This window comes from Pseudomonas sp. Mb7 (assembly GCF_054790525.1).
Window position 1 is genome coordinate 852,820 of sequence record NZ_CP186501.1, and the last position, 18,557, is coordinate 871,376.

The window sequence follows — 18,557 nt, forward strand, 5'->3', positions numbered from 1 at the left end:
CGTCGATTTACAAGGAATTTTGTTTAAAAAGGAGGGAGGTTACGCGGTGCCAGTCCAGGCGCTTCAAAGCTCAAAGCGCCTCTGGACGGGTGTAAAACCGGTGTTACTTCTTGCCCAGGCTGATCTGCTTGGACGGGCCGAATGTCTGGCCACTGACGCCTTTGGCAATTTGCTGAATCTCGCCACCAGACTTGAGAAACGCTGCGATCTGATCGTTGATCGATTCGCTGGTTTCAACGGCTGGAGCTGGCTTTGCTTTGCTGGAGGATGCTTTTACACGCATGGCGGCCATTAACCTGTAGAAAAGTAACTCGGCCAGGCATCGTACAGGAATAACTTGACAATTGCTTGGTAAATATCCCCCGGAATAACCAACCGCATTGCTGCATTATTCTCGATCCAATATTCGAAATATCCGGCTAACCTGCTGTTTTAAATAGCAACATTTATGTGCGCGTGCATTGAAATATTCAGTCATGAGCGTTCGTGCCTGTCTGACGAGCGGCACCTCGGCCCGGCTGCGCCCGAGGAAAATCAAGGTGTTGAACCGGTTTCACAAGCGTGCCGATCTGTCACCCGACGGCCACGATAAAAACGGGTAGAATGCCGCCCACGCAATGAGGGTTCTGGAAATGGCTTTAGTCGGGCGTTACAACAGTTTGCAAGTGGTTAAACACACTAACTTCGGTTTATATCTGGATGGCGGAGCCGATGGCGAGATTCTTTTGCCTAATCGTTATATCCCAAAAGATATTCCGACCGAAGATGAAGATTGGCTCAACGTTTTTGTTTATCTGGACAGCGAAGACAAACTTCTCGCCACCACGGAAAAACCGAAAGTGCAGGTCGGCGAATTTGCCAGTCTGAAAGTCGTTGAAGTCAACAGCATCGGTGTGTTCCTCGATTGGGGGCTGCCGAAGGATTTGTTGCTGCCGTATTCCGAAGAGAAGCGCCAGATGACCGCCGGCGAATACTGCGTGGTGCATGTCTACCTCGACAAGCACACCCGCCGTATCACCGCCACTGCGCGACTGGATCGCTACCTCGACAAGACTCCGGCCAATTACAGTCAGGGTCAGGAAGTTGATCTGCTGGTTGCCGAAGCCACCGACATGGGCTTCAAGGCGATCATCAACAACAAGCACTGGGGTTTGATTCACAAGAACGAAATCTTCAAGTTCATGCGCGCCGGCATGAGCGAGAAGGGCTACATCAAGGAAGTGCGTGCCGACGGCAAGATCGCCCTGAGCTTGCAACCGGTTGGCCAGGAAGCGGCGAGCAGCCTGAACTCGAAGATCCTCGCCAAGTTGCGTGACAACAGCGGCACGTTGCCGGTCAGCGACAAGAGCGATCCAGCATTGATCAGCAGCCTGTTCGGCGTCAGCAAGGGCAACTTCAAGAAGGCCATCGGTGCGCTGTACAAGGAAGGCAAAATCGTCATTCACGCCGATCGTATTGAACTAACCTGAGACACCGCTGGCCCCATGTAGGAGCTGCCGAAGACTGCGATCTTTTGACTTTGAAGATCAACAGATCGCAGCCTTCGGCAGCTCCTACATGAGGGCGGGTGTGATGAAGAAGTCTCTGGTTGCCTATGTTGCGACGCTGATTGCGTTTCTGTTGCTCGACGGTATCTGGCTCGGCCTGTTGATGGCGCCGACCTATCGCGAACTGCTCGGCCCGCTGATGCTCGAAAAACCGCTGCTGATTCCCGCAGCGGTTTTTTATTGCCTGTATGTATTTGGCTGCGTGGTGTTTGTGGTGCTGCCTGCGGCGACCTGGCAGTGGGCGGCGAAGCGGGGCGCGTTGTTGGGGCTGGTGGCTTATGGCACCTATGACCTGACCAATTGGGCGACGTTGCGCGGCTGGTCGGTGCAGGTGACGCTGATGGATTGGGCGTGGGGTATGTTTGCTACTGCTGTGGCTTGTAGCGTCGGGTTTTTGTTGGCGAGGCGGTTTGGCAAGGTCTGATCCGAAATGCAGGTAAGCCATGCCGGCCTCTTCGCGAGCAGGCTCGCTCCCACAGGGGAACGCATTCCAAAGTGGGAGCGAGCTCGTTCGCGAATGGCGGCGTAGCCGATAGCCATTCACCACTGGCGCCAATGAAGCACAAAATGTCTTTTCCAGACGGCTTTTTGCACCCGAGTCATTGATAATCCTCGACACTGTTTTCTGACCATTGGATGGCCTGCCATGTTGTGTGTATTCGAGGTGTTGCGGTGAGTGTCGAGCGGCGTAATGCCGACAGATTTGCCCTGCAAGTGATGATCGGCCTCTGCCTGATCTGGGGCGTGCAACAGGTGATGATCAAGTGGGCCGCAGCGGACATCGCGCCGGTGATGCAAGCGGCGGGGCGCTCGGGAATTTCCGCGTTGCTGGTCGGTTTGCTGATCTGCTGGAAAGGTGGCTGGGATCAGGTCGGTACGACCTGGCGTGGTGGCCTGCTGGCCGGTGCGCTGTTTGGTCTGGAGTTTTTTTTCATCGCCGAAGGCTTGCAACTGACCACTGCTGCGCACATGTCGGTGTTCCTCTACACCGCACCGATTTTCACCGCGTTGGGTGTGCACTTTCTGCTGGCCAGTGAGCGACTGCGGCCGCTGCAATGGCTTGGCATCCTGCTCGCCTTCATCGGCATCGCGATTGCCTTTGCCGGCGGTGTGTCGTGGGACAACCTCGACCGGCGCATGCTGCTCGGCGATGCCTTTGGCGTGTTGGCTGGCGCCTGTTGGGGCGCGACTACGGTGGTGGTGCGCGCATCACGGCTGTCGGAAGCACCGGTGACGCTGACCCTGTTCTATCAATTGATCGTCGGCTTCATCGGGCTGCTCTTGATTGCGCTGTTCAGCGGCCAGATCACCCACGTCAGCCTGACCACCGTGGCGGTGGCCAGCGTGTTGTTCCAGGGCCTGGTGGTATCGTTCTTCAGCTACCTGATCTGGTTCTGGTTGCTGCGCCGTTATCTGGCAGCCAACCTCGCGGTGTTTTCGTTCATGACGCCGCTGTTCGGCGTGACCTTTGGCGTGTTGCTGCTCGGCGAACAGTTGACTGTGAACTTCGTCGTTGGCGCTGTACTGGTGCTGCTCGGCATCACTTTTGTCAGCGCCGAGCAGTGGCTGCGTCGGCGTTTGCGCAAAGCGCTGGGCCAGCGCTAGTCGACTGCATCGCCAGACCGCCGGCAATCAACAATCCGCTGCCGGCGATGACCAATGCTGGCTGCAAACCGCCGCTGAAATGGCTGCTCAACGCCGCCAGCAACGGGCCGCTGAGTTGGCCGACGGCGAAGCACGCGGTGAGCATGCCGGCATTGCGTTGGGTGGCATGCGGCGCCAGTTCCCGCGAGCGTTGCATGACCAGTTGCATGCAGGCGAGGAACGGTGTGCCACAGAGGATCACGCCCAGTGCGAGGCCCAGGCCACTGCCGAGCAGGCAGGCAAAGACACCGGCCGCTTGCAGCCACAACGTCGCCATCAACCAGTGGCGCGTCGTTTCGGGATCGTGACGCCGTAGACTCACCAGCAACACGCCAAGCGCCGCAGCCAGACCGAAGCACGGCCAGAACAAGTCCGCCTGCCATTGTCCGTGAAACTGCTCATTGGCCATCTGCGACAGGAATGTCGCCGGAATGATGTAGCCGACGCCGTACAGCGCATAAATCACGGCCAGCCGCCCGATGCCGCGATTCGATGGATTGCTTGCCGCCACAGCAACTGCAGCCGTTGCGACGGGCTTAGGCAGCAGTCGCCATACGCTCAGCATCATCACCAACGCAGCCGCTGCGTAAATCAGCCACAACGTCGCGGAAGTCTGGTTGAGAAGATGTGAGACCAGTGCCAACAATCCTGTCAGAAAAATCCCTAAGCCCGGTCCGGCGAATACCAGTGCGCCCAAACGTGGACGACCCGCTGCCGCTGCCAACGGTTGGCTTAAAGCCGTAATCATCACCAGCACCCAGGCACTCGCCACCCCGGTGCCAAAGCGCAGCACCAGGTGCGACCAAAAACCATCGGCCCAGAACGATGCCAGGGTCAGCAGCACACAGAGCCACAAGCCACCGTGCAGGCGCCGCTGAACCTGCTGCGGGCGATGGGCGAACATCGCGTCCACCGCGCCGAGCAAGTAACCGAGGTAGTTGGCCGCTGCAATCAGACCAGCGGCTGTCAGGTCGATCTGACCTTCGCTGAGCAGGTGCGGCATTTGCGGGGTGAGAGCGAAACGTCCGATGCCCATGGCCATCATCAGGGCCACGAAGCAGGCAGATAAGCGAATAAGCGGCGACATGGTCGGAATTCCGTGAGGGCTTCAATGACCGTCAGGCTAGGACTGATTGACTTTCTTTAAAATTGAATAATAGTGAGTAACTTGTTCTGTTCTGGAGAAAGGTTGTGGAATTCAGCCAACTACGGATCTTCCAGGCCGTGGCCGAGGAAGGTTCCATCACCCGCGCTGCGGAACGCCTGCACCGCGTGCCATCGAATCTATCGACCCGGCTCAAGCAACTGGAGGAGCAGCTCGGTGTCGAGTTATTCGTCCGTGAGCGTCAGCGTTTGCAACTGTCGCCTGCAGGAAAAGTCCTGCTGGACTACACCGGCAAACTCTTCGCCCTGCGCGATCAGGCCAGTGCGGCGGTGATGGGCGGCAAACCCGCCGGTGACTTCGCTCTGGGCACCATGTACAGCACGGCGGCGATTCATCTGCCGGCGCTGCTGGCGCAGTATCACAAGCGCTATCCAGCGGTGAATCTGCAAGTGCAGTCAGCACCGAGTGGCGAGTTGCTGGAGGGGTTGCTCACCGGGCGCCTTGATGCCGCGTTGGTCGATGGCCCGCTGGAACTCGCCGGGCTCGACGGCGTGCCGTTGTGCGAGGAGCGGTTGGTGTTGATCACTGAAATCGATCATCCGCCGGTGCGCAGCGCGCGGGATGTTGAAGGGCGTTCGGTGTTCACCTTTCGTCGCGGCTGTTCCTACCGCATGCGCCTGGAGGCGTGGTTTTCGCACTATCACGCGACTATGGGCCGGGCGATGGAGATCGAGTCGTATCAAGGCATGCTCGCCTGTGTGATTGCCGGCAGTGGCGTGGCGCTGATGTCGGAGTCGATGCTGGCCAGTCTGCCGGGGCGTGACAGCGTCGCGGTGCATCCATTGGCCGAGCCATTTGTGGGTGCGACAACGTGGCTCATGTGGCGCAAGGGCATGGTCGGCGCCAACCTCAATGCATGGATTGAGGTGCAGCAGGCTGTCTATCCTGCGGCTCAGATTGAAACCCGAGAAACAGCCTGAACCAATGGCGGCATATTCTGTTCAATTCAGTAACAGATCATTGCGGATTTGGCCGAGCATTACGTAGGACTTCGGACTATTATCAGTGCGAAGCGGCCTCAGAATTCCGGCCGCTCAGCACCACCCTGAAGGGGGCATGACGATGAAAGAGAAAATTCAAAACTGGCTGCACGACTTGGGTGTTGCCCTTGGCTTGATCGAACCGCCTCTGCAACCTGTCCCGATCCGCACCGATGACGAGCAGCGCCGCCGTCAACAACGGCGCCGGTAAGCCCCCCGATCCGAGATCAAAGGATTCAGATCAAGAGATCGCAGCCTGCGGCAGCTCCTGCACGGATTAATGCAGGAGCTGCCGCAGGCTGCGATCTTTTGCTTTTAATGACGGCCGATCTCCAGTAAAAACCGGCTCAAGTCATTCGCGGTCTTCGCGGTCTTGAGCATGCGGTCTTCCTCGGCGGTAAACGCCGTCAGGCCGAATTCATCTTCCAGATGAAAGATCAAATCTTCTATATCGGCTTTCTCCAGGCCCAGTTGCACCAGACTGGTGTTGTCGTTGAATTCGCGGGTTTCCAACAGACGCCGGATATATCGGTGCACGGCGGCACGCACGGCAGCTCTTCTCATGGCAGATATTTCTGATTGTTGTTGTGCTTGAGTGAAGCAGGCCTCAGGCGTGGCCGCGCAACCACTCGTCAATCATCGAGCGCAAATGCTCCCCGGAAAAACTACCGAAGTGCCCGCCATGCACCGTGCGAATCGGCAACGCCTGCAAACGTCGCAGACTGGTGGCGTAATCCTCAAGATTGGAGTGGTAGGCGTCTTCGATCAGCGGCCCGGCGTAGATGATGTCGCCGCTGAACAGCGTTTCAGTCGCCGCTTCATACAGGCTGATGCCGCCCGGCGAATGCCCCGGCGTGTGCAGCACCTGCAGCGTGCGATTGCCCAGATCGAGCACATCACCGTCCTCGACAAACCCGGTCGCCGGCGCGGCTTTGACCCGGTACTCGGCGTAGCACAACGGGCAATCCGGGTGCGCTTCGAACATGTCGTCGCCAACGAAAGCACGGCTCAAGTCGTTTTCGCCATCCGGCGCGGCCAGAATGTCCGCTTCGGCCGGATGCACCAGCCGTTCAGAAAATTCGTGATGCCCGGCGATATGGTCGAAGTGGCAATGACTGGCCACTGCCACCAGTGGCCGCTCGGTAATCCACGGCAACTGTTCGCGCAGGCTGACCAGTCCTGAGCCGCTGTCCAGCAGCAGGTCTTTGTCACGGCCCTGCACATGCCAGAGGTTGCAGCGGTAGAACGGGCGGATATACGGCTCGTGAATCAACCGAATGCCATCGCTCAGGTGCTGCACTTCAAACCACTGATCACGAGAAACGATCTTCATCGGTACTTTTCTCCAAGCGTAAAAAAACGAGTGTGGCAACCGACGCCACACTCGTCGAAGAAAGCATCAAGTCGTTATGTTTCAGCTTAGATCGCGCGGGCCACCGAGACAGGACGGCGCGAGGCGAGGCTGACCACCACGAAACTCACCAGACCCACCGCCAGGCTGTAGTAGATCGGCGTATTGGCATCCAGACCGTCCTTGAACATGAACAGCAGTGCGGTGGCGAAACCCAGGCCCATGCTGGCGATGGCGCCGGCGGTGGTCGCGCGTTTCCAGAAAATCGCACCGATCAGCGGGACCAGCATGCCGCCCACCAACAGGTTATACGCCAGCGTCAGGGCGCTGATCACGTCATTTACCACCAGCGCGATACCCAGCACCACGACACCGGTCAGCAGAGTGAACAGGCGGTTGACGCCCAGGCTCGACTGTTTGCCGCCACGCAGCTTCGGCAGCAAGTCTTCAGTCAGCGTGGTGGCGGCGGCGAGCAGGCCGGCGCTGGCGGTGGACATCATCGCCGCGAGTGCAGCCGCGATCACCAGACCACGGATGCCGTCCGGCAGCGACAGTTTGACGATGGCGGCGAAGGCGTTGTTGACGTTGTCCAGATCCGGGATCAGCACGTGTGCAGCCATGCCGATCAGCGCGCAGGCCAAGCCGTAGATGATGCAGTAGATGCCGGCGATGCTGCCGGCGTATTGCGCGACTTTGGCGGTCTTGACGGTGAACACCCGTTGCCAGATGTCCTGACCGATCAGGATGCCGAAGAAGTAGATCATGAAGTAGGTGATGATCGTGTCCCAGCCGATGGTGGTGAAGCTGAAGGCAGTCGCCGGCAGTTTCAGCACCAGTTCGTCCCAACCGCCGACGCGGTACAGGCAGATCGGCAACAGGATAAACATCAGGCCCACGGTCTTGATGATGAACTGGACGATGTCGGTGAGGGTCAGCGACCACATACCGCCGATCGCCGAGTAGATCACCACCACGCCACCACCGACGAGTACCGAAACCCAGAATGGCAGGTCAAACAGCACTTGCAGCACGGTGCCGATCGCCAGGATCGAGGTCACGCCGATCATCAGTGCGTAGGCCAGCATGATCGCCGCGCTCGCCGAGCGCGCCATCGGGTTGTAGCGTTTTTCCAAGACCTGGGTAACGGTGTAGATCTTCAGTTTCAGCAGCGGTTTGGCGAGGAACAGGTTCAGCGCAACGATGCCGCAACCCAGAGCCGCGCACAGCCAGAAACCGGAGATGCCATGCACGTAGCCCAGGCGTACGGTGCCGACGGTGGACGCGCCACCCAGAACAGTCGCGGCCATGGTGCCCATGTACAGGCTCGGGCCGAGGTTTCGACCGGCAACGAGAAAGTCCTCGTTGGTCTTGGCCTTGCGCATGCCGAAGTAGCCGAGCAAGAGCATGCCGGCGGCGTAGATGAGGACGACGAATAAATCCAAAGCCATGATGGCGTGTCTCCGATTGTCTTTTTTATGTTGAGGCCAAAATCATTTCCCTTGTAGGAGTGAGCCTGCTCGCGATAGCGGTCTGTCAGTCACATCTTTATTGGATGTGCTGAAGTCATCGCGAGCAGGCTCACTCCTACAGGGATCTTCGTCAGGCGGCCTGACGCAGTTGAGGTTTTACTGCCGCTTCACGCCGGGCATCCTTGGGGCCGAACACTTCGCGCGGTTCCGGGAACAGGCTCAGCAGCGTCAGGTACACCACCGAAGCCAGGCCCAGGGTCACCGGCAAACTGATGTCGATGCCGCCGGCCATTTCACCCAACGGGCCAACGAACTGCCCCGGCAGATTGACGAAGCACAAACCGACCACCGCGCTCGGGATCCATGCACCAAGACCGCGCCAGTTCCAGCCGTGGCTGAACCAGTAGCGTCCGCCCTGTTCGCCACGGGTGAACACTTGCAGGTCATCCGGGCAGTAGAAGCCGCGGCGCACCAACAGACCGATGATCATGATCACCATCCATGGCGTGGTGCAGGTGATGATCAGCACGGCGAAAGTCGACACGCTCTGCACCAGGTTCGCCGCAAACCGGCCGATGAAGATGAAGGCAATCGACAGCACGCCGATCAGCAGCGTCGCTTTCACTCGCGAGAGCACACGCGGGAACACGCTGGACATGTCCAGCCCGGTGCCATACAGCGAAGTGGTGCCGGTGGACATGCCGCCGATCACCGCAATCAGGCACACCGGCAGGAAGAACCAGCTCGGCGACACCGCCAGCAAACCACCGACATAGTTGTTGGCCGCGATGTAGTCCGGCGCCTTGATCGCGACGATGGTCGCGGTGGCCAGGCCGAACAGGAACGGGATGAACGTGGCGATCTGCGACAGCACGACCGCTGCCATGATCCGTTGTTTGGAGGTGTCACGCGGGATGTAGCGCGACCAGTCGCCGAGGAACGCGCCGAAGGAAATCGGGTTGCTCATCGCCACCAGCGCAGCACCGATGAACGCGGCCCAGAAGCCCGGCTGACCTAGGCTCACCGTACCGGCGTAGTTCGCATCGAAAGGACCGGCGAAGGCGAAGATGCCCAGCAGGAACAACAGGCTGGCGCTCCACACCGCGATCTTGTTCACCCACAGCAAAAAGCGGAAGCCGTAGATGCACACGGTCAGCACCAGAATTGCGAACAGACCGTAGGCCAGGCCCAGAGTCAGGTCGGTTTCCGGCAGACCGATCAGGCGTTTTGCACCGCCGATCAGCGCATCGCCCGAACTCCACACCGAGAGCGAGAAAAACGCGATAGCGGTCAACAGCGACAGGAACGAACCGACGATCCGCCCATGCACGCCGAAATGCGCACCCGACGACACGGCATTGTTGGTGCCGTTGAGCGGACCGAACAGACCCATCGGTGCGAGAATCAGCGAGCCAAGCAGCACGCCCGACACAATCGCCCAGACGCCGGCCTGAAAGGACAGACCGAACAGCACCGGGAAACTGCCGAGCACGGCGGTGGCAAAGGTATTCGAACCGCCGAAGATCATCCGGAACAAGTCCGTCGGGCCTGCGCTGCGTTCGTGGTCCGGGATCTGCTCGACCCCGTGGGTTTCAATCTGCGTAAGGCTTTGGTCGTTGTTGTTGTTATTCATGATCTGCTCCGATCATAAAGGCGCGCCTCATCGTGCGTGAGGCGTCACCTGTTTTGGCTAAGGGGATGGCAGCCCTTCCGGCATTGCGGACAAATGTTCGTGGCAGGCCAGCCAATGGCCTTGTTGTTCTAGGCTCGACGCTTGTTTCTTGAAAACAATCGTCTCGCGCTCCTGGCTGAAGTGTTGCTCCCCTTGCATGCGCAGCTCGGTGGCCACGTCATGGATGAAAATCGCCACATCACCTTGCAGGCTGACGAAGGCGTTGCTCGAGGTGCACGCAAGCACCTCGAAGCCATCCTCGGCGCGCCAGCTGTCCCACAAGGCCTGATAGGCATCGCGCGACAGCAGCGGCTGTTCGAGGGTGTAGAAAACGAAACTCGCATCGGCGCTGAAGGCGCCGAAGTAAGCTTCGCGATCGTTACGGGCGAAGGCGGCCACCAGATCGGCGGCCGCTTGCAGAACCTGATCACGTTCGTTCATGACCCGACCCTCAGCGATGGACCACGCCAGGCAGTACGCAGAGCATTTCGTACAGCAGGTTGGCGGCCAGCAGCGAGGTGTTGCCGGTGGTGTCATAAGCGGGCGAGACTTCTACCAGATCGCAACCGATCAGGTCGAGGCCTTGGCAGCCGCGAACGATTTCAATCGCCTGAATGGTCGTCAGACCACCGATTTCCGGGGTGCCGGTGCCCGGTGCCCAGGCCGGATCGATGCCGTCGATGTCGAAGCTCAGATACACCGGACCACCGCCGACTTTCTCACGCACTTCGGCCATCAGCGGCGCCAGCGACTTGTGCCAGCACTCTTCGGCCTGAACCACGCGGAAGCCCTGATCGCGGCTCCAGTTGAAGTCGTCCGCGGTGTAACCCTGCGCGCGCAGACCAATTTGCACCACGCGGTCGCAGTCCAGAAGGCCTTCTTCGACGGCGCGACGGAAGGTCGTACCGTGGGCGATCTTCTCGCCGAACATGTGATCGTTGACGTCAGCGTGGGCATCGATGTGCACCAGACCGACCTTGCCGTGCTTTTTATGAATCGCCCGCAGGATCGGCAGGGTGATGGTGTGGTCGCCACCCAGGGTCATCGGGATCACGTTGTGCTCGAGGATGTTGTCGTAGGCTTCTTCGATGATGCGCACGGCGTCGAGCAGGTTGAAGGTGTTGATCGCCACGTCACCAATATCGGCGACCGACAGTGAGTCGAACGGCGCAGCGCCGGTGGCCATGTTGTAGGGGCGGATCATCACTGATTCGGTGCGGATGTCGCGTGGCCCGAAGCGGGTACCGGGGCGCAGCGAAGTACCGATGTCCAGGGGCACGCCAACAAAGGCAGCGTCCAGGCCGGCAGCGGTCGGTACATGGGGGAGTCGGAGCATGGTGGCGATGCCGCCGAAGCGCGGCATTTCGTTGCCGCCCAGTGGTTGGTGAAGAATCTTGTCCACGGGTAAGGCCTCATCGTCTTTGTTTTATTTATGTCGGCGCGCCGTGGAGCACAGGTTCGGGCGCCGCTGTGGGGCCGATGATGCGAAATGTAGTGAGGGGAAAGAATCGCTACGGGCAAAAACTTAGTTCAGATTTTTCTAAACTAATGCCAGACTTCCACACCTGCTCGTTCCCATGCTCCGCGTGGGAATGCATCTACGGACGCTCCGCGTCCAGCCGTACTCGCAGGTGACGCAGAGCGTCACGGGCTGCATTCCCACGCAGAGCGTGGGAACGATCCTTGGAGTAGACATGGCCAACGCTTTACCCGACCTGAAACTATTACGCATTTTCGTCAGCGTGGTCCGTCATCAGGGTTTCGCTAACGCACAACAGGAACTCAACCTGTCGACCTCGGCGATCAGCACCTACATGAGCCAGCTCGAAGCCGCACTCGGCCTGGTGCTGTGCCATCGCGGCCGCGGTGGGTTCAGCCTGACCAGCAAGGGTGAGCTGTTCCATCAGGAAACCCTGCGCCTGCTCGCCGAACTCGAAGGTTTCGAGCAATACGCCGCGGCGCTCAAGGGCGAACTGCGCGGCACACTTAACCTCGGCGTGATCGACTCCACCGTCAGCGACAAGGCCTTGCCGTTCGCCGAAGCCATCGGCGCCTACAGTCAGGAACACCCGGCGGTGCATTTGCATCTGTCGGTGATGAGCCCTTACGAACTGCAACTCGGCGTGCAGGACAACCGTCTCGATCTGGCCATCGGTGCGTTTTCCACGCGCATGAGCGGCCTGATCTACATGCCGCTGTACCGCGAGCAGCACTGGTTGTATTGCAGCAGTCGCCATCCGTTATTCAACGAGCGGCGGATTCCCGAGCAAGTCATCACCCAGCAACGCATGGTCGGGCGCGGTTACTGGAGCCAGGCCGAGCTGGCCCGGCACGGCTTTAAACACAGCGCCGCCACCGTGGAAAGTATGGAAGCGCAGCTGATTCTGGTGCTGTCCGGCGCCTACATCGGCTACTTGCCGGAGCACTATGCTCAGGCCTGGGCCGACAAGGGTGACCTGCGCGTGTTGCTGCCGGCGACCTTCGGTTATCAGGCACCGTTTTCGATGATCATGCGCCGGGGCCGTAGCCGTGAACCGCTGATCCAGACCTTCCGCGATTTGCTCAAAGCACAGCTCAATCAGGCTTAGCTTGTAGGGAAAAGAAGTATGTCCAGACCTCAATGCCCGCGCTGCCTGCGCCCCCAAACCCATTGCCTGTGCCCGCTGATCCCGAGCCTCGACAGTCGCACGCGGGTGTTGCTGTTGCAGCATCCGAGCGAGGTTCATCACGCGTTGAATACCGCGCGTCTGGCAGCGCTGGGGTTGAGCAATGCCGAGCTGATCGTCGGTGAGGTGTTCGAGGATTTGCCGGCGCTGTTGAACCGCCCGGGGTATCAGGCGCGGTTGTTGTTTCCGGCCGATGACGCGCAGCCGATGCAGGCTTACGGTGAGTCCGAGGAACCGTTGTTGCTGGTGGTGCCGGATGGCACCTGGCGCAAGGCGCGCAAGATGTTGCACCTCAATCCGTTGCTGGCGGCGCTGCCACGGGTGACGCTGGCCGAGGGCGGGGTGTCGCGGTATCGCTTGCGCAAGGCTCCGGGGCCGGGGGCGTTGTCGACCATCGAGGCGATTGTGCAGGCGTTGCAAACGCTGGAGGCGCCGGCTTCATTCGAGCCTTTGCTCAAGCCGTTCGAGGCGTTGATCGAGGGGCAGATTGCGGCGATGGGCGAGGAGACCTTCCAGCGTAACCATGGCGACAAATGATCGTTCCCACGCGGAGCGTGGGAACGATCATTGGCTAGCGTTCGCGCATCGCCTCGGTCCGCGCTTTCAACACTGGCTTGAGCAGGTAATCCAGGACACTTTTTTCCCCGGTAATAATGTCCACCGTCGCCACCATCCCCGGAATAATCAGCAACGGTTTCACATCCCCGCCCAAATGGTTTTTATCGGTGCGCACCTGAATCAGATAAAAGCTGTTGCCCTTGTCATCGGTAATCGTGTCGGCACCGATCAGCTCCAGTTTGGCACTCAGTCCGCCGTAGATCGTGTAGTCGTAGGCACTGAACTTGACCATGGCTTTCTGGCCCGGATGCAGGAACGCGACATCCTGCGGCCGCACTTTGGCCTCGATCAACAGGTTGTCTTCCAACGGTACGATTTCAACCATGTCGCTGCCCGGCTGAACCACGCCGCCGATGGTGTTGACCTTCAATTGCTTGATCACCCCGTGCACCGGAGAGGTCACCGTCGTGCGGGTGACGCGGTCGTCGATGGCGATGCTGGTGGCGGTGATTTTCGACAGGTCGGTGCGTTTCTCATTCAGCTCTTTCGCCGCTTCCGAACGGAAGGTTTGTTCCGACTCGTCGATCTTGCTGCGGATCTCGGCAATCGCCGATTCGGCGCGGGGGATCGCCAGCGTCGTCGCGTTCAATGAGCCGCGGATTTCTACCGCGCTGCGCTTGAGTCGGAGGATTTCCACAGGTGACACCGCACCGGTTTTCACCAGCGGCTCGGACATGTTCATTTCTTGCTGCAGCAACGCCAGACTTGAGCTGAACTGACCCTGCTTGGAGCGAAACTCGGCGAGTTCCTGAGTCTTCTGCCGCAGTTGTTCGCTGAGCGTGCGCTGCTCGCTGGCCAGCCGGCGCTGACGTTGTTCATACAGCGAGCGCTCGTCTTCGGCGACTTGCGGGGCTTTGGCGATCACTTCATCGGAGAGCTTGAACGGCCGACCTTCGGCCTCCGCCGACAGCCGTTCGACCTGCGCCGTCAGCGCATAACGATCCGCCTCGCTTTCGCCCTTGTTCGAGCGAAAGCGCGTGTCATCCAGACGCAGCAGGGTATCGCCTTTGTTCACCATCTGCCCTTCACGTACAAAGATTTCGGTGACGATGCCGCCCTCAAGGTTCTGGATCACCTGAATCTTGCTCGAAGGAATCGCCTTGCCTTCGCCCATGGTCACTTCTTCGAGCACGGCGAATTTGGCCCAGACCACCGCGCTGATCAGCAGCGCCGCCGCCAGCCACACGGTGATCCGCGACCAGCGCGGCGAATCCTGTAACGAGGCACCGGCGGTTTCCGGCATGAATTCGGCTTCGGCGCTTTTACCGAAACTGTCGAAGTAGCCGCGCTCTTTGCTATCGGTGGAAGCAGACATGGGGCAACTCCTAAACCGCCGCCGAGCCGACACGGCCCTTGCGCAGTGCATCGATGACCGCTTCTTTCGGGCCGTCGGCGACGACCCGGCCGTTGTCCAGCACCAGCAAGCGGTCCACCAGACTCAGCATTGAAGTGCGGTGGGTGACCAGCAGCAGTGTCTTGCCTTGCACCCAGCCGTGCAGCTTCTGCCGCAGTAAGTCCTCGCTGCTGTTGTCCATGGCGCTGGTGGGTTCGTCGAGCAGCATGATCGGCGGGTCGAGCAGCAGCGACCGTGCGAGCAAAACGGCCTGACGTTGGCCGCCGGAAAGCAATTGCCCGCGCTCGCCCACCGGCCGGTCGAAACCTTGCGGATGCTGGCGGGCAAGTTCGGTAACGCCGGTCAGTTCGGCGACTTCGAGCATCCGCGCATCGCTGATGTAGCGTGCGCCGAGGGTCAGGTTGTCACGCAGGCTGCCGGCCAGCAGCGGCAGATCGTGAGCGACGTAGCCGATCTGCTGGCGCAGGTCAGCGACATCGAGTTGGCGCAGGTCGAGACCGTCAAGCAACAGTTGGCCTTCTTCGGGTTCATAGAAACCCATGACCAATCGCGCCAAGGTGCTTTTGCCCGAACCGCTGCGGCCGATGATGCCGACCCGTTCACCGGGTTTCAGGCTGAAGCTGACATTGCTCAGTGCCGGCGCATTCTGGCCGTTGTAGTGAAAGGTCACGCCGCTGACGTCGAGCGCGCCTTGCAGTTGCGTGCGCTCCAGCGGCCGCTGCTTGCCGTCGCGTTCCTGCGGTAAGGCCATCAGCGCATCGGTGCTTTTCATGGTCAGTTGCGCTTGCTGATAGCGGGTGATCAGCCCGGCAATCTGCCCCAGCGGCGCTAGTACACGGCTGCCGAGCATGTAACTGGCAACCAGCGCACCGACGCTGAGGTTTCCAGCGATGATGCTGTAGACCCCGGCGACAATCGTCGCCATCCCCGAGAACTGTTGAATGAACAACGTGCCGTTGGTGGCCAGTGCCGACAGATTGCGTGCATGGCTGTCGAGGCGGGTGAGGGCGCCGTGGGTGCTTTCCCATTTGTGCTGGCGCTCGCTTTCGGCGCTGCAGGCCTTGAGGGTTTCCAGGCCGCCGAGGGTTTCGATCAGTACCGCCTGACGTTCGGCGCCGAGGCTCAGGCTCTTTTGCACGGTGTCACGCAGACGTACCTGAATGATCATCGCGAAGATAATGGTGATCGGAAACGCCAGCAGCGGAATCACCACCAGCCAGCCGCCGAGCAGGCCGATCACCACCAGCATCAGCACGACGAAGGGCAGGTCGATCAGGCTGGTCAGGGTCACCGCTGTGAGGAATTCGCGCAGGCCCTGGAAGTCATGAATGCTCTGGGCGAAACCGCCGATGGTCGCCGGCCGTGCCTTCATCGACATGCCGGTGATGCGCTCGAACAAAGTCGCGGAAAGGATCACATCGGTTTTCTTGCCGGCGGTATCCAGCAGGTGCGCGCGCACCACGCGTAACACCAGTTCGAAACCGGTGCCGATCAACAGCCCGATCGACAGCACCCACAGTGTCGACGTGGCCTGATTCGGCACCACACGGTCGTAGGTTTGCATAACGAACAGCGGCACCATCAGGCCTAAAAGGTTGATCAGGAAACTGGCGAGAATCGCATCGCTATACAACCATTTCGACAGCTTCAGGGTGTCGCGAAACCACGCATGCACCCGTGGCACCAGCGGCGAGCGCAGGTCTTCGAGTTCGTGGCGCGGACGGGCGAATAATGCCTGGCCGCTGTAGTGCTCGGTGAGTTCTTCGCGGCTGATCCATTGCTCGCCGCCATCGGCTTCGCTGGGCAGGATCAGCGCTTTGCCGTCGTCGCCGAAGCGCCGCAATACGGCGGTGCGGCCGTCGTTGAGCAGCAGCAGGATCGGCAGATTGAGCGGCGAGATGTCTTTCAGCTCGCGGCGCAGAATCCGTGCCTGCAACCCGGCCCGGGCGGCGGCGCGGGGCAGCAGGTCCAGACTCAGGCGTTGCTTGTTCAGCGGCAGGCCGGCACTCAGGCTGGCGCGACTGACCGTCGCGCCATGCAGTTTGCAGAGGATCAACAGACCGTCGAGTAACGGATCATCGAAGCTCAGCCGCGGATCGATCCCGGTGTGGCCGGGTTCCATGCTGGTCATATTGATCGCTCCCCTGTTACCGCTTCATTGATCGTTCCCACGCTCTGCGTGGGAATGCCTCTAGGGACGCTCTGCGTCCAGTGACGCGGAGCGTCACGGGCTGCATTCCCACGCGGAGCGTGGGAACGATCAGGGCAAAGCTGACTCCTGCGTTGGTTATTTCAGTTCGGGCAGGCGCGCTTCGTTTTTCACTTCGGTCGCGGCGATCGCATCGGCCGGCAGCACCACCCGTTGTTTGCTCAGCAACTGGCCCATGTTCGCCAGCACGCGGTACATCGAATACTCCTCGGTGTAGCGGATTTCGGTGTAGCGACGGTTGGCGTTGTAGAGCTCGTTCTCACTGTCGAGCAAGTCGAGCAGGGTGCGTTGGCCCAGGCCGAACTGATCCTGATACGCCGCGCGTACACGTTTGGTGGTTTCCGCGTATTCGCGGGCGGTCGGGGTCTGTTTCTTCGCGTTTTCCATGGCGTTCCACGCCAGGCGAATGTTCTCGTTGAGTTGACGCAGGGCGTTGTTGCGGATGTCCATCGCCTGATTGATCTGGTGCGCATCGGAGGCCAGGCGCGCCTTGTCGCTGCCGCCACGGAACAGGTTGTAGTTCATCACCACACCCACGCGCCATTCGTTGTCGTGGCCTTCATCGCCTTGCACATTGTTGTTCGCGCCGACGGCCGCTTCCGCGTCGAAGCGTGGATAGAACGGCGACTTGGCGACTTCGTACTGGCTCTCGGCCGATTGCACGTCAGCCTGGGCGGACTTCAGATACGGGTTGTTGTCGACCATGCTCTGCTGGGCTTCACGCAATTCGGTCGGCAGTTCGCCACGGGTTGAGGCCGGGGTTTCCAGCTCATCGGGCATGCGCCCGACCACGCTGTAGAAGTTGGCTTCGGCGTCAGACAGATCGACTTCGGCGGTGTCGAGGTTGTTCTGTGCCAAGGCCTTACGAGCGACCGATTGATCGGAGTCAGCGGTGCTGCCGACGCCACGCTCGGTGCGCAGGCCGATCTGATCGTTGACGCGCAAATGCGCCTGCAGGTTGTTCTTGGCCAGTGTCACCAGTTCACGACGCTTGAGCACTTCGAGGTAGACCTCAATGGTGCGCAGAGCCAGATCCTGGGCAGTGCCTTGCGCGTAGTACGCGCGCGAATTGGACACGCCTTTGGTGCGCTCGACTTCGTTGGCGGTGTTGAAACCGTCGAACAGCATCTGCCGCAGACGCAGCTCGGACTGGGTGTAATTGAGGATTTCGGTGTGGTGATTACCGAAAGCCCGAGTGTTGGTGTTGTCGCTGTAGCCACGGCCATACGCGGCGTTCAAATCGACGGACGGATAGAAGCCACCCTTGGCCACTTTGACTTGTTCATCAGCCGACAGGCGGGCGTCCACGCGCGAGGCCAGTTCCGGGTGCGTGGCGATGGTGCTTTGAATAGCCTCGGTAAGGTTCATGGCCTGGGCTTGAGAAGTGCAAGCCATGGCCAGCAAAACCGCGCTGCAGAGGGGGGTTAGAACGCGCATGGGTGCATCTCCCTGAGTCCTGATGGTGTGTTACTGTCGCCAAATATTTGACGATATTTTTAGGTGTAAGCGTTTCACTCTTGTAACAACAGAGCTAAGAACATCCTGAAGCGTAGCTAAGAAAAAATTTTCATAAGGCTTATGCCGAAAAAAACTTATGCGCTTTGTAAAAACCGGCACATTGTTCAGCATGAAAGCCTTTGTTTTATGCGCTTTAGGGAGCGCAAAAAGGCTTGAGGAAAGTTCCACTCACTTTGCGACATACGGCGAAGTAATGCTGAAGGGGAGGGACGCGTAGCGGTTGATGAGCGACATTTTTTTGTCACTTAAGTGATTCACCACCGTTACGTAGCGTTAGTGGGCGTATGGCTTTGATCAGGATGCGGAAGTGCTTGATAGCACTGATGTTTCCGAAAGAGGCCGCCTGCGAAACGAACTGTCGAGG

The 18,557-nt window shown here is 59.7% G+C and carries 18 protein-coding genes; 7 read left to right on the forward strand and 11 right to left on the reverse strand.

What is annotated here, in order from left to right:
• Positions 1-103: 103 nt before the first annotated feature.
• On the reverse strand, positions 104-292 hold the full coding sequence (locus ACOYXH_RS03905; RefSeq protein WP_170844885.1) for a hypothetical protein: 189 nt from the start codon (positions 290-292) through the stop codon (positions 104-106).
• 340 nt (positions 293-632) lie between these two features.
• On the opposite strand from ACOYXH_RS03905, the gene ACOYXH_RS03910 reads away from it, so the two are divergent.
• The 3 genes from ACOYXH_RS03910 (at position 633) to ACOYXH_RS03920 (ending at position 3,152) form a co-directional block, all read left to right on the forward strand.
• Positions 633-1,469, forward strand: coding sequence for a CvfB family protein (locus tag ACOYXH_RS03910; RefSeq protein ID WP_095049293.1), 837 nt, complete (start codon positions 633-635; stop codon positions 1,467-1,469).
• 103 nt (positions 1,470-1,572) lie between these two features.
• Positions 1,573-1,971, forward strand: a complete 399-nt coding sequence (locus ACOYXH_RS03915) for a DUF2177 family protein (RefSeq protein WP_095049294.1) — start codon at positions 1,573-1,575, stop codon at positions 1,969-1,971.
• 248 nt (positions 1,972-2,219) lie between these two features.
• A complete protein-coding gene (locus ACOYXH_RS03920; protein ID WP_095049295.1) occupies positions 2,220-3,152 on the forward strand; it encodes a DMT family transporter in 933 nt (310 codons plus the stop codon).
• Here ACOYXH_RS03920 and ACOYXH_RS03925 read toward each other — a convergent pair.
• Positions 3,097-4,278 (reverse strand): MFS transporter, encoded by a 1,182-nt coding sequence (locus ACOYXH_RS03925; protein WP_095049296.1) that lies wholly within the window; start codon positions 4,276-4,278, stop codon positions 3,097-3,099. The two genes, ACOYXH_RS03920 and ACOYXH_RS03925, sit on opposite strands and share 56 nt — an antisense overlap.
• Positions 4,279-4,382: 104 nt before the next feature.
• On the opposite strand from ACOYXH_RS03925, the gene ptrR reads away from it, so the two are divergent.
• Positions 4,383-5,276, forward strand: coding sequence for a putrescine utilization regulator PtrR (gene ptrR / locus ACOYXH_RS03930; protein WP_095125552.1), 894 nt, complete (start codon positions 4,383-4,385; stop codon positions 5,274-5,276).
• Positions 5,277-5,418: 142 nt separating this feature from the next.
• Positions 5,419-5,547, forward strand: a complete 129-nt coding sequence (locus ACOYXH_RS03935; protein WP_007914492.1) for a PA1414 family protein — start codon at positions 5,419-5,421, stop codon at positions 5,545-5,547.
• Between the two features lie 104 nt (positions 5,548-5,651).
• On the opposite strand, the gene ACOYXH_RS03940 is transcribed toward ACOYXH_RS03935, so the two are convergent.
• The 6 genes from ACOYXH_RS03940 to speB form a co-directional block, all read right to left on the reverse strand.
• Positions 5,652-5,900: a phosphopantetheine-containing protein gene (locus ACOYXH_RS03940; RefSeq protein ID WP_034153223.1), complete on the reverse strand. Its 249-nt coding sequence runs from the start codon at positions 5,898-5,900 to the stop codon at positions 5,652-5,654.
• A 43-nt stretch (positions 5,901-5,943) separates the two neighbouring features.
• Positions 5,944-6,669 carry an MBL fold metallo-hydrolase gene (locus ACOYXH_RS03945; RefSeq protein ID WP_095049298.1) on the reverse strand — a complete coding sequence of 242 codons (726 nt, stop codon included), beginning with the start codon at positions 6,667-6,669 and terminating at the stop codon, positions 5,944-5,946.
• A gap of 86 nt (positions 6,670-6,755) precedes the next feature.
• The gene (locus tag ACOYXH_RS03950) at positions 6,756-8,135 is read right to left on the reverse strand and encodes a sodium:solute symporter family protein (protein ID WP_095125550.1); all 1,380 of its coding nucleotides are present in this window, start codon (positions 8,133-8,135) and stop codon (positions 6,756-6,758) included.
• A gap of 151 nt (positions 8,136-8,286) precedes the next feature.
• The gene (locus ACOYXH_RS03955; protein ID WP_095125549.1) at positions 8,287-9,789 is read right to left on the reverse strand and encodes a purine-cytosine permease family protein; all 1,503 of its coding nucleotides are present in this window, start codon (positions 9,787-9,789) and stop codon (positions 8,287-8,289) included.
• 57 nt (positions 9,790-9,846) lie between these two features.
• Positions 9,847-10,269 carry a YybH family protein gene (locus tag ACOYXH_RS03960; RefSeq protein WP_064119611.1) on the reverse strand — a complete coding sequence of 141 codons (423 nt, stop codon included), beginning with the start codon at positions 10,267-10,269 and terminating at the stop codon, positions 9,847-9,849.
• Between the two features lie 10 nt (positions 10,270-10,279).
• Positions 10,280-11,230: an agmatinase gene (speB, locus tag ACOYXH_RS03965; protein WP_003222717.1), complete on the reverse strand. Its 951-nt coding sequence runs from the start codon at positions 11,228-11,230 to the stop codon at positions 10,280-10,282.
• A 292-nt stretch (positions 11,231-11,522) separates the two neighbouring features.
• Between speB and ACOYXH_RS03970 the strand changes: the two genes are divergently transcribed.
• Both ACOYXH_RS03970 and ACOYXH_RS03975 read left to right on the forward strand, forming a co-directional pair.
• On the forward strand, positions 11,523-12,416 hold the full coding sequence (locus tag ACOYXH_RS03970; RefSeq protein ID WP_007914510.1) for a LysR family transcriptional regulator: 894 nt from the start codon (positions 11,523-11,525) through the stop codon (positions 12,414-12,416).
• A gap of 18 nt (positions 12,417-12,434) precedes the next feature.
• Entirely contained in the window at positions 12,435-13,031 is a 597-nt protein-coding gene (locus ACOYXH_RS03975; RefSeq protein ID WP_095049301.1) for a tRNA-uridine aminocarboxypropyltransferase, read from the forward strand.
• A gap of 34 nt (positions 13,032-13,065) precedes the next feature.
• On the opposite strand, the gene ACOYXH_RS03980 is transcribed toward ACOYXH_RS03975, so the two are convergent.
• The 3 genes from ACOYXH_RS03980 to ACOYXH_RS03990 all read right to left on the reverse strand — a co-directional run bounded on the left by ACOYXH_RS03980 (position 13,066) and on the right by ACOYXH_RS03990 (position 18,112).
• A complete protein-coding gene (locus tag ACOYXH_RS03980) occupies positions 13,066-14,427 on the reverse strand; it encodes an HlyD family type I secretion periplasmic adaptor subunit (RefSeq protein ID WP_095049302.1) in 1,362 nt (453 codons plus the stop codon).
• A 10-nt stretch (positions 14,428-14,437) separates the two neighbouring features.
• A complete protein-coding gene (locus tag ACOYXH_RS03985; protein ID WP_220558297.1) occupies positions 14,438-16,597 on the reverse strand; it encodes a type I secretion system permease/ATPase in 2,160 nt (719 codons plus the stop codon).
• A gap of 156 nt (positions 16,598-16,753) precedes the next feature.
• Positions 16,754-18,112 (reverse strand): TolC family outer membrane protein, encoded by a 1,359-nt coding sequence (locus tag ACOYXH_RS03990; RefSeq protein ID WP_095125547.1) that lies wholly within the window; start codon positions 18,110-18,112, stop codon positions 16,754-16,756.
• Between the last annotated feature and the right edge of the window lie 445 nt (positions 18,113-18,557).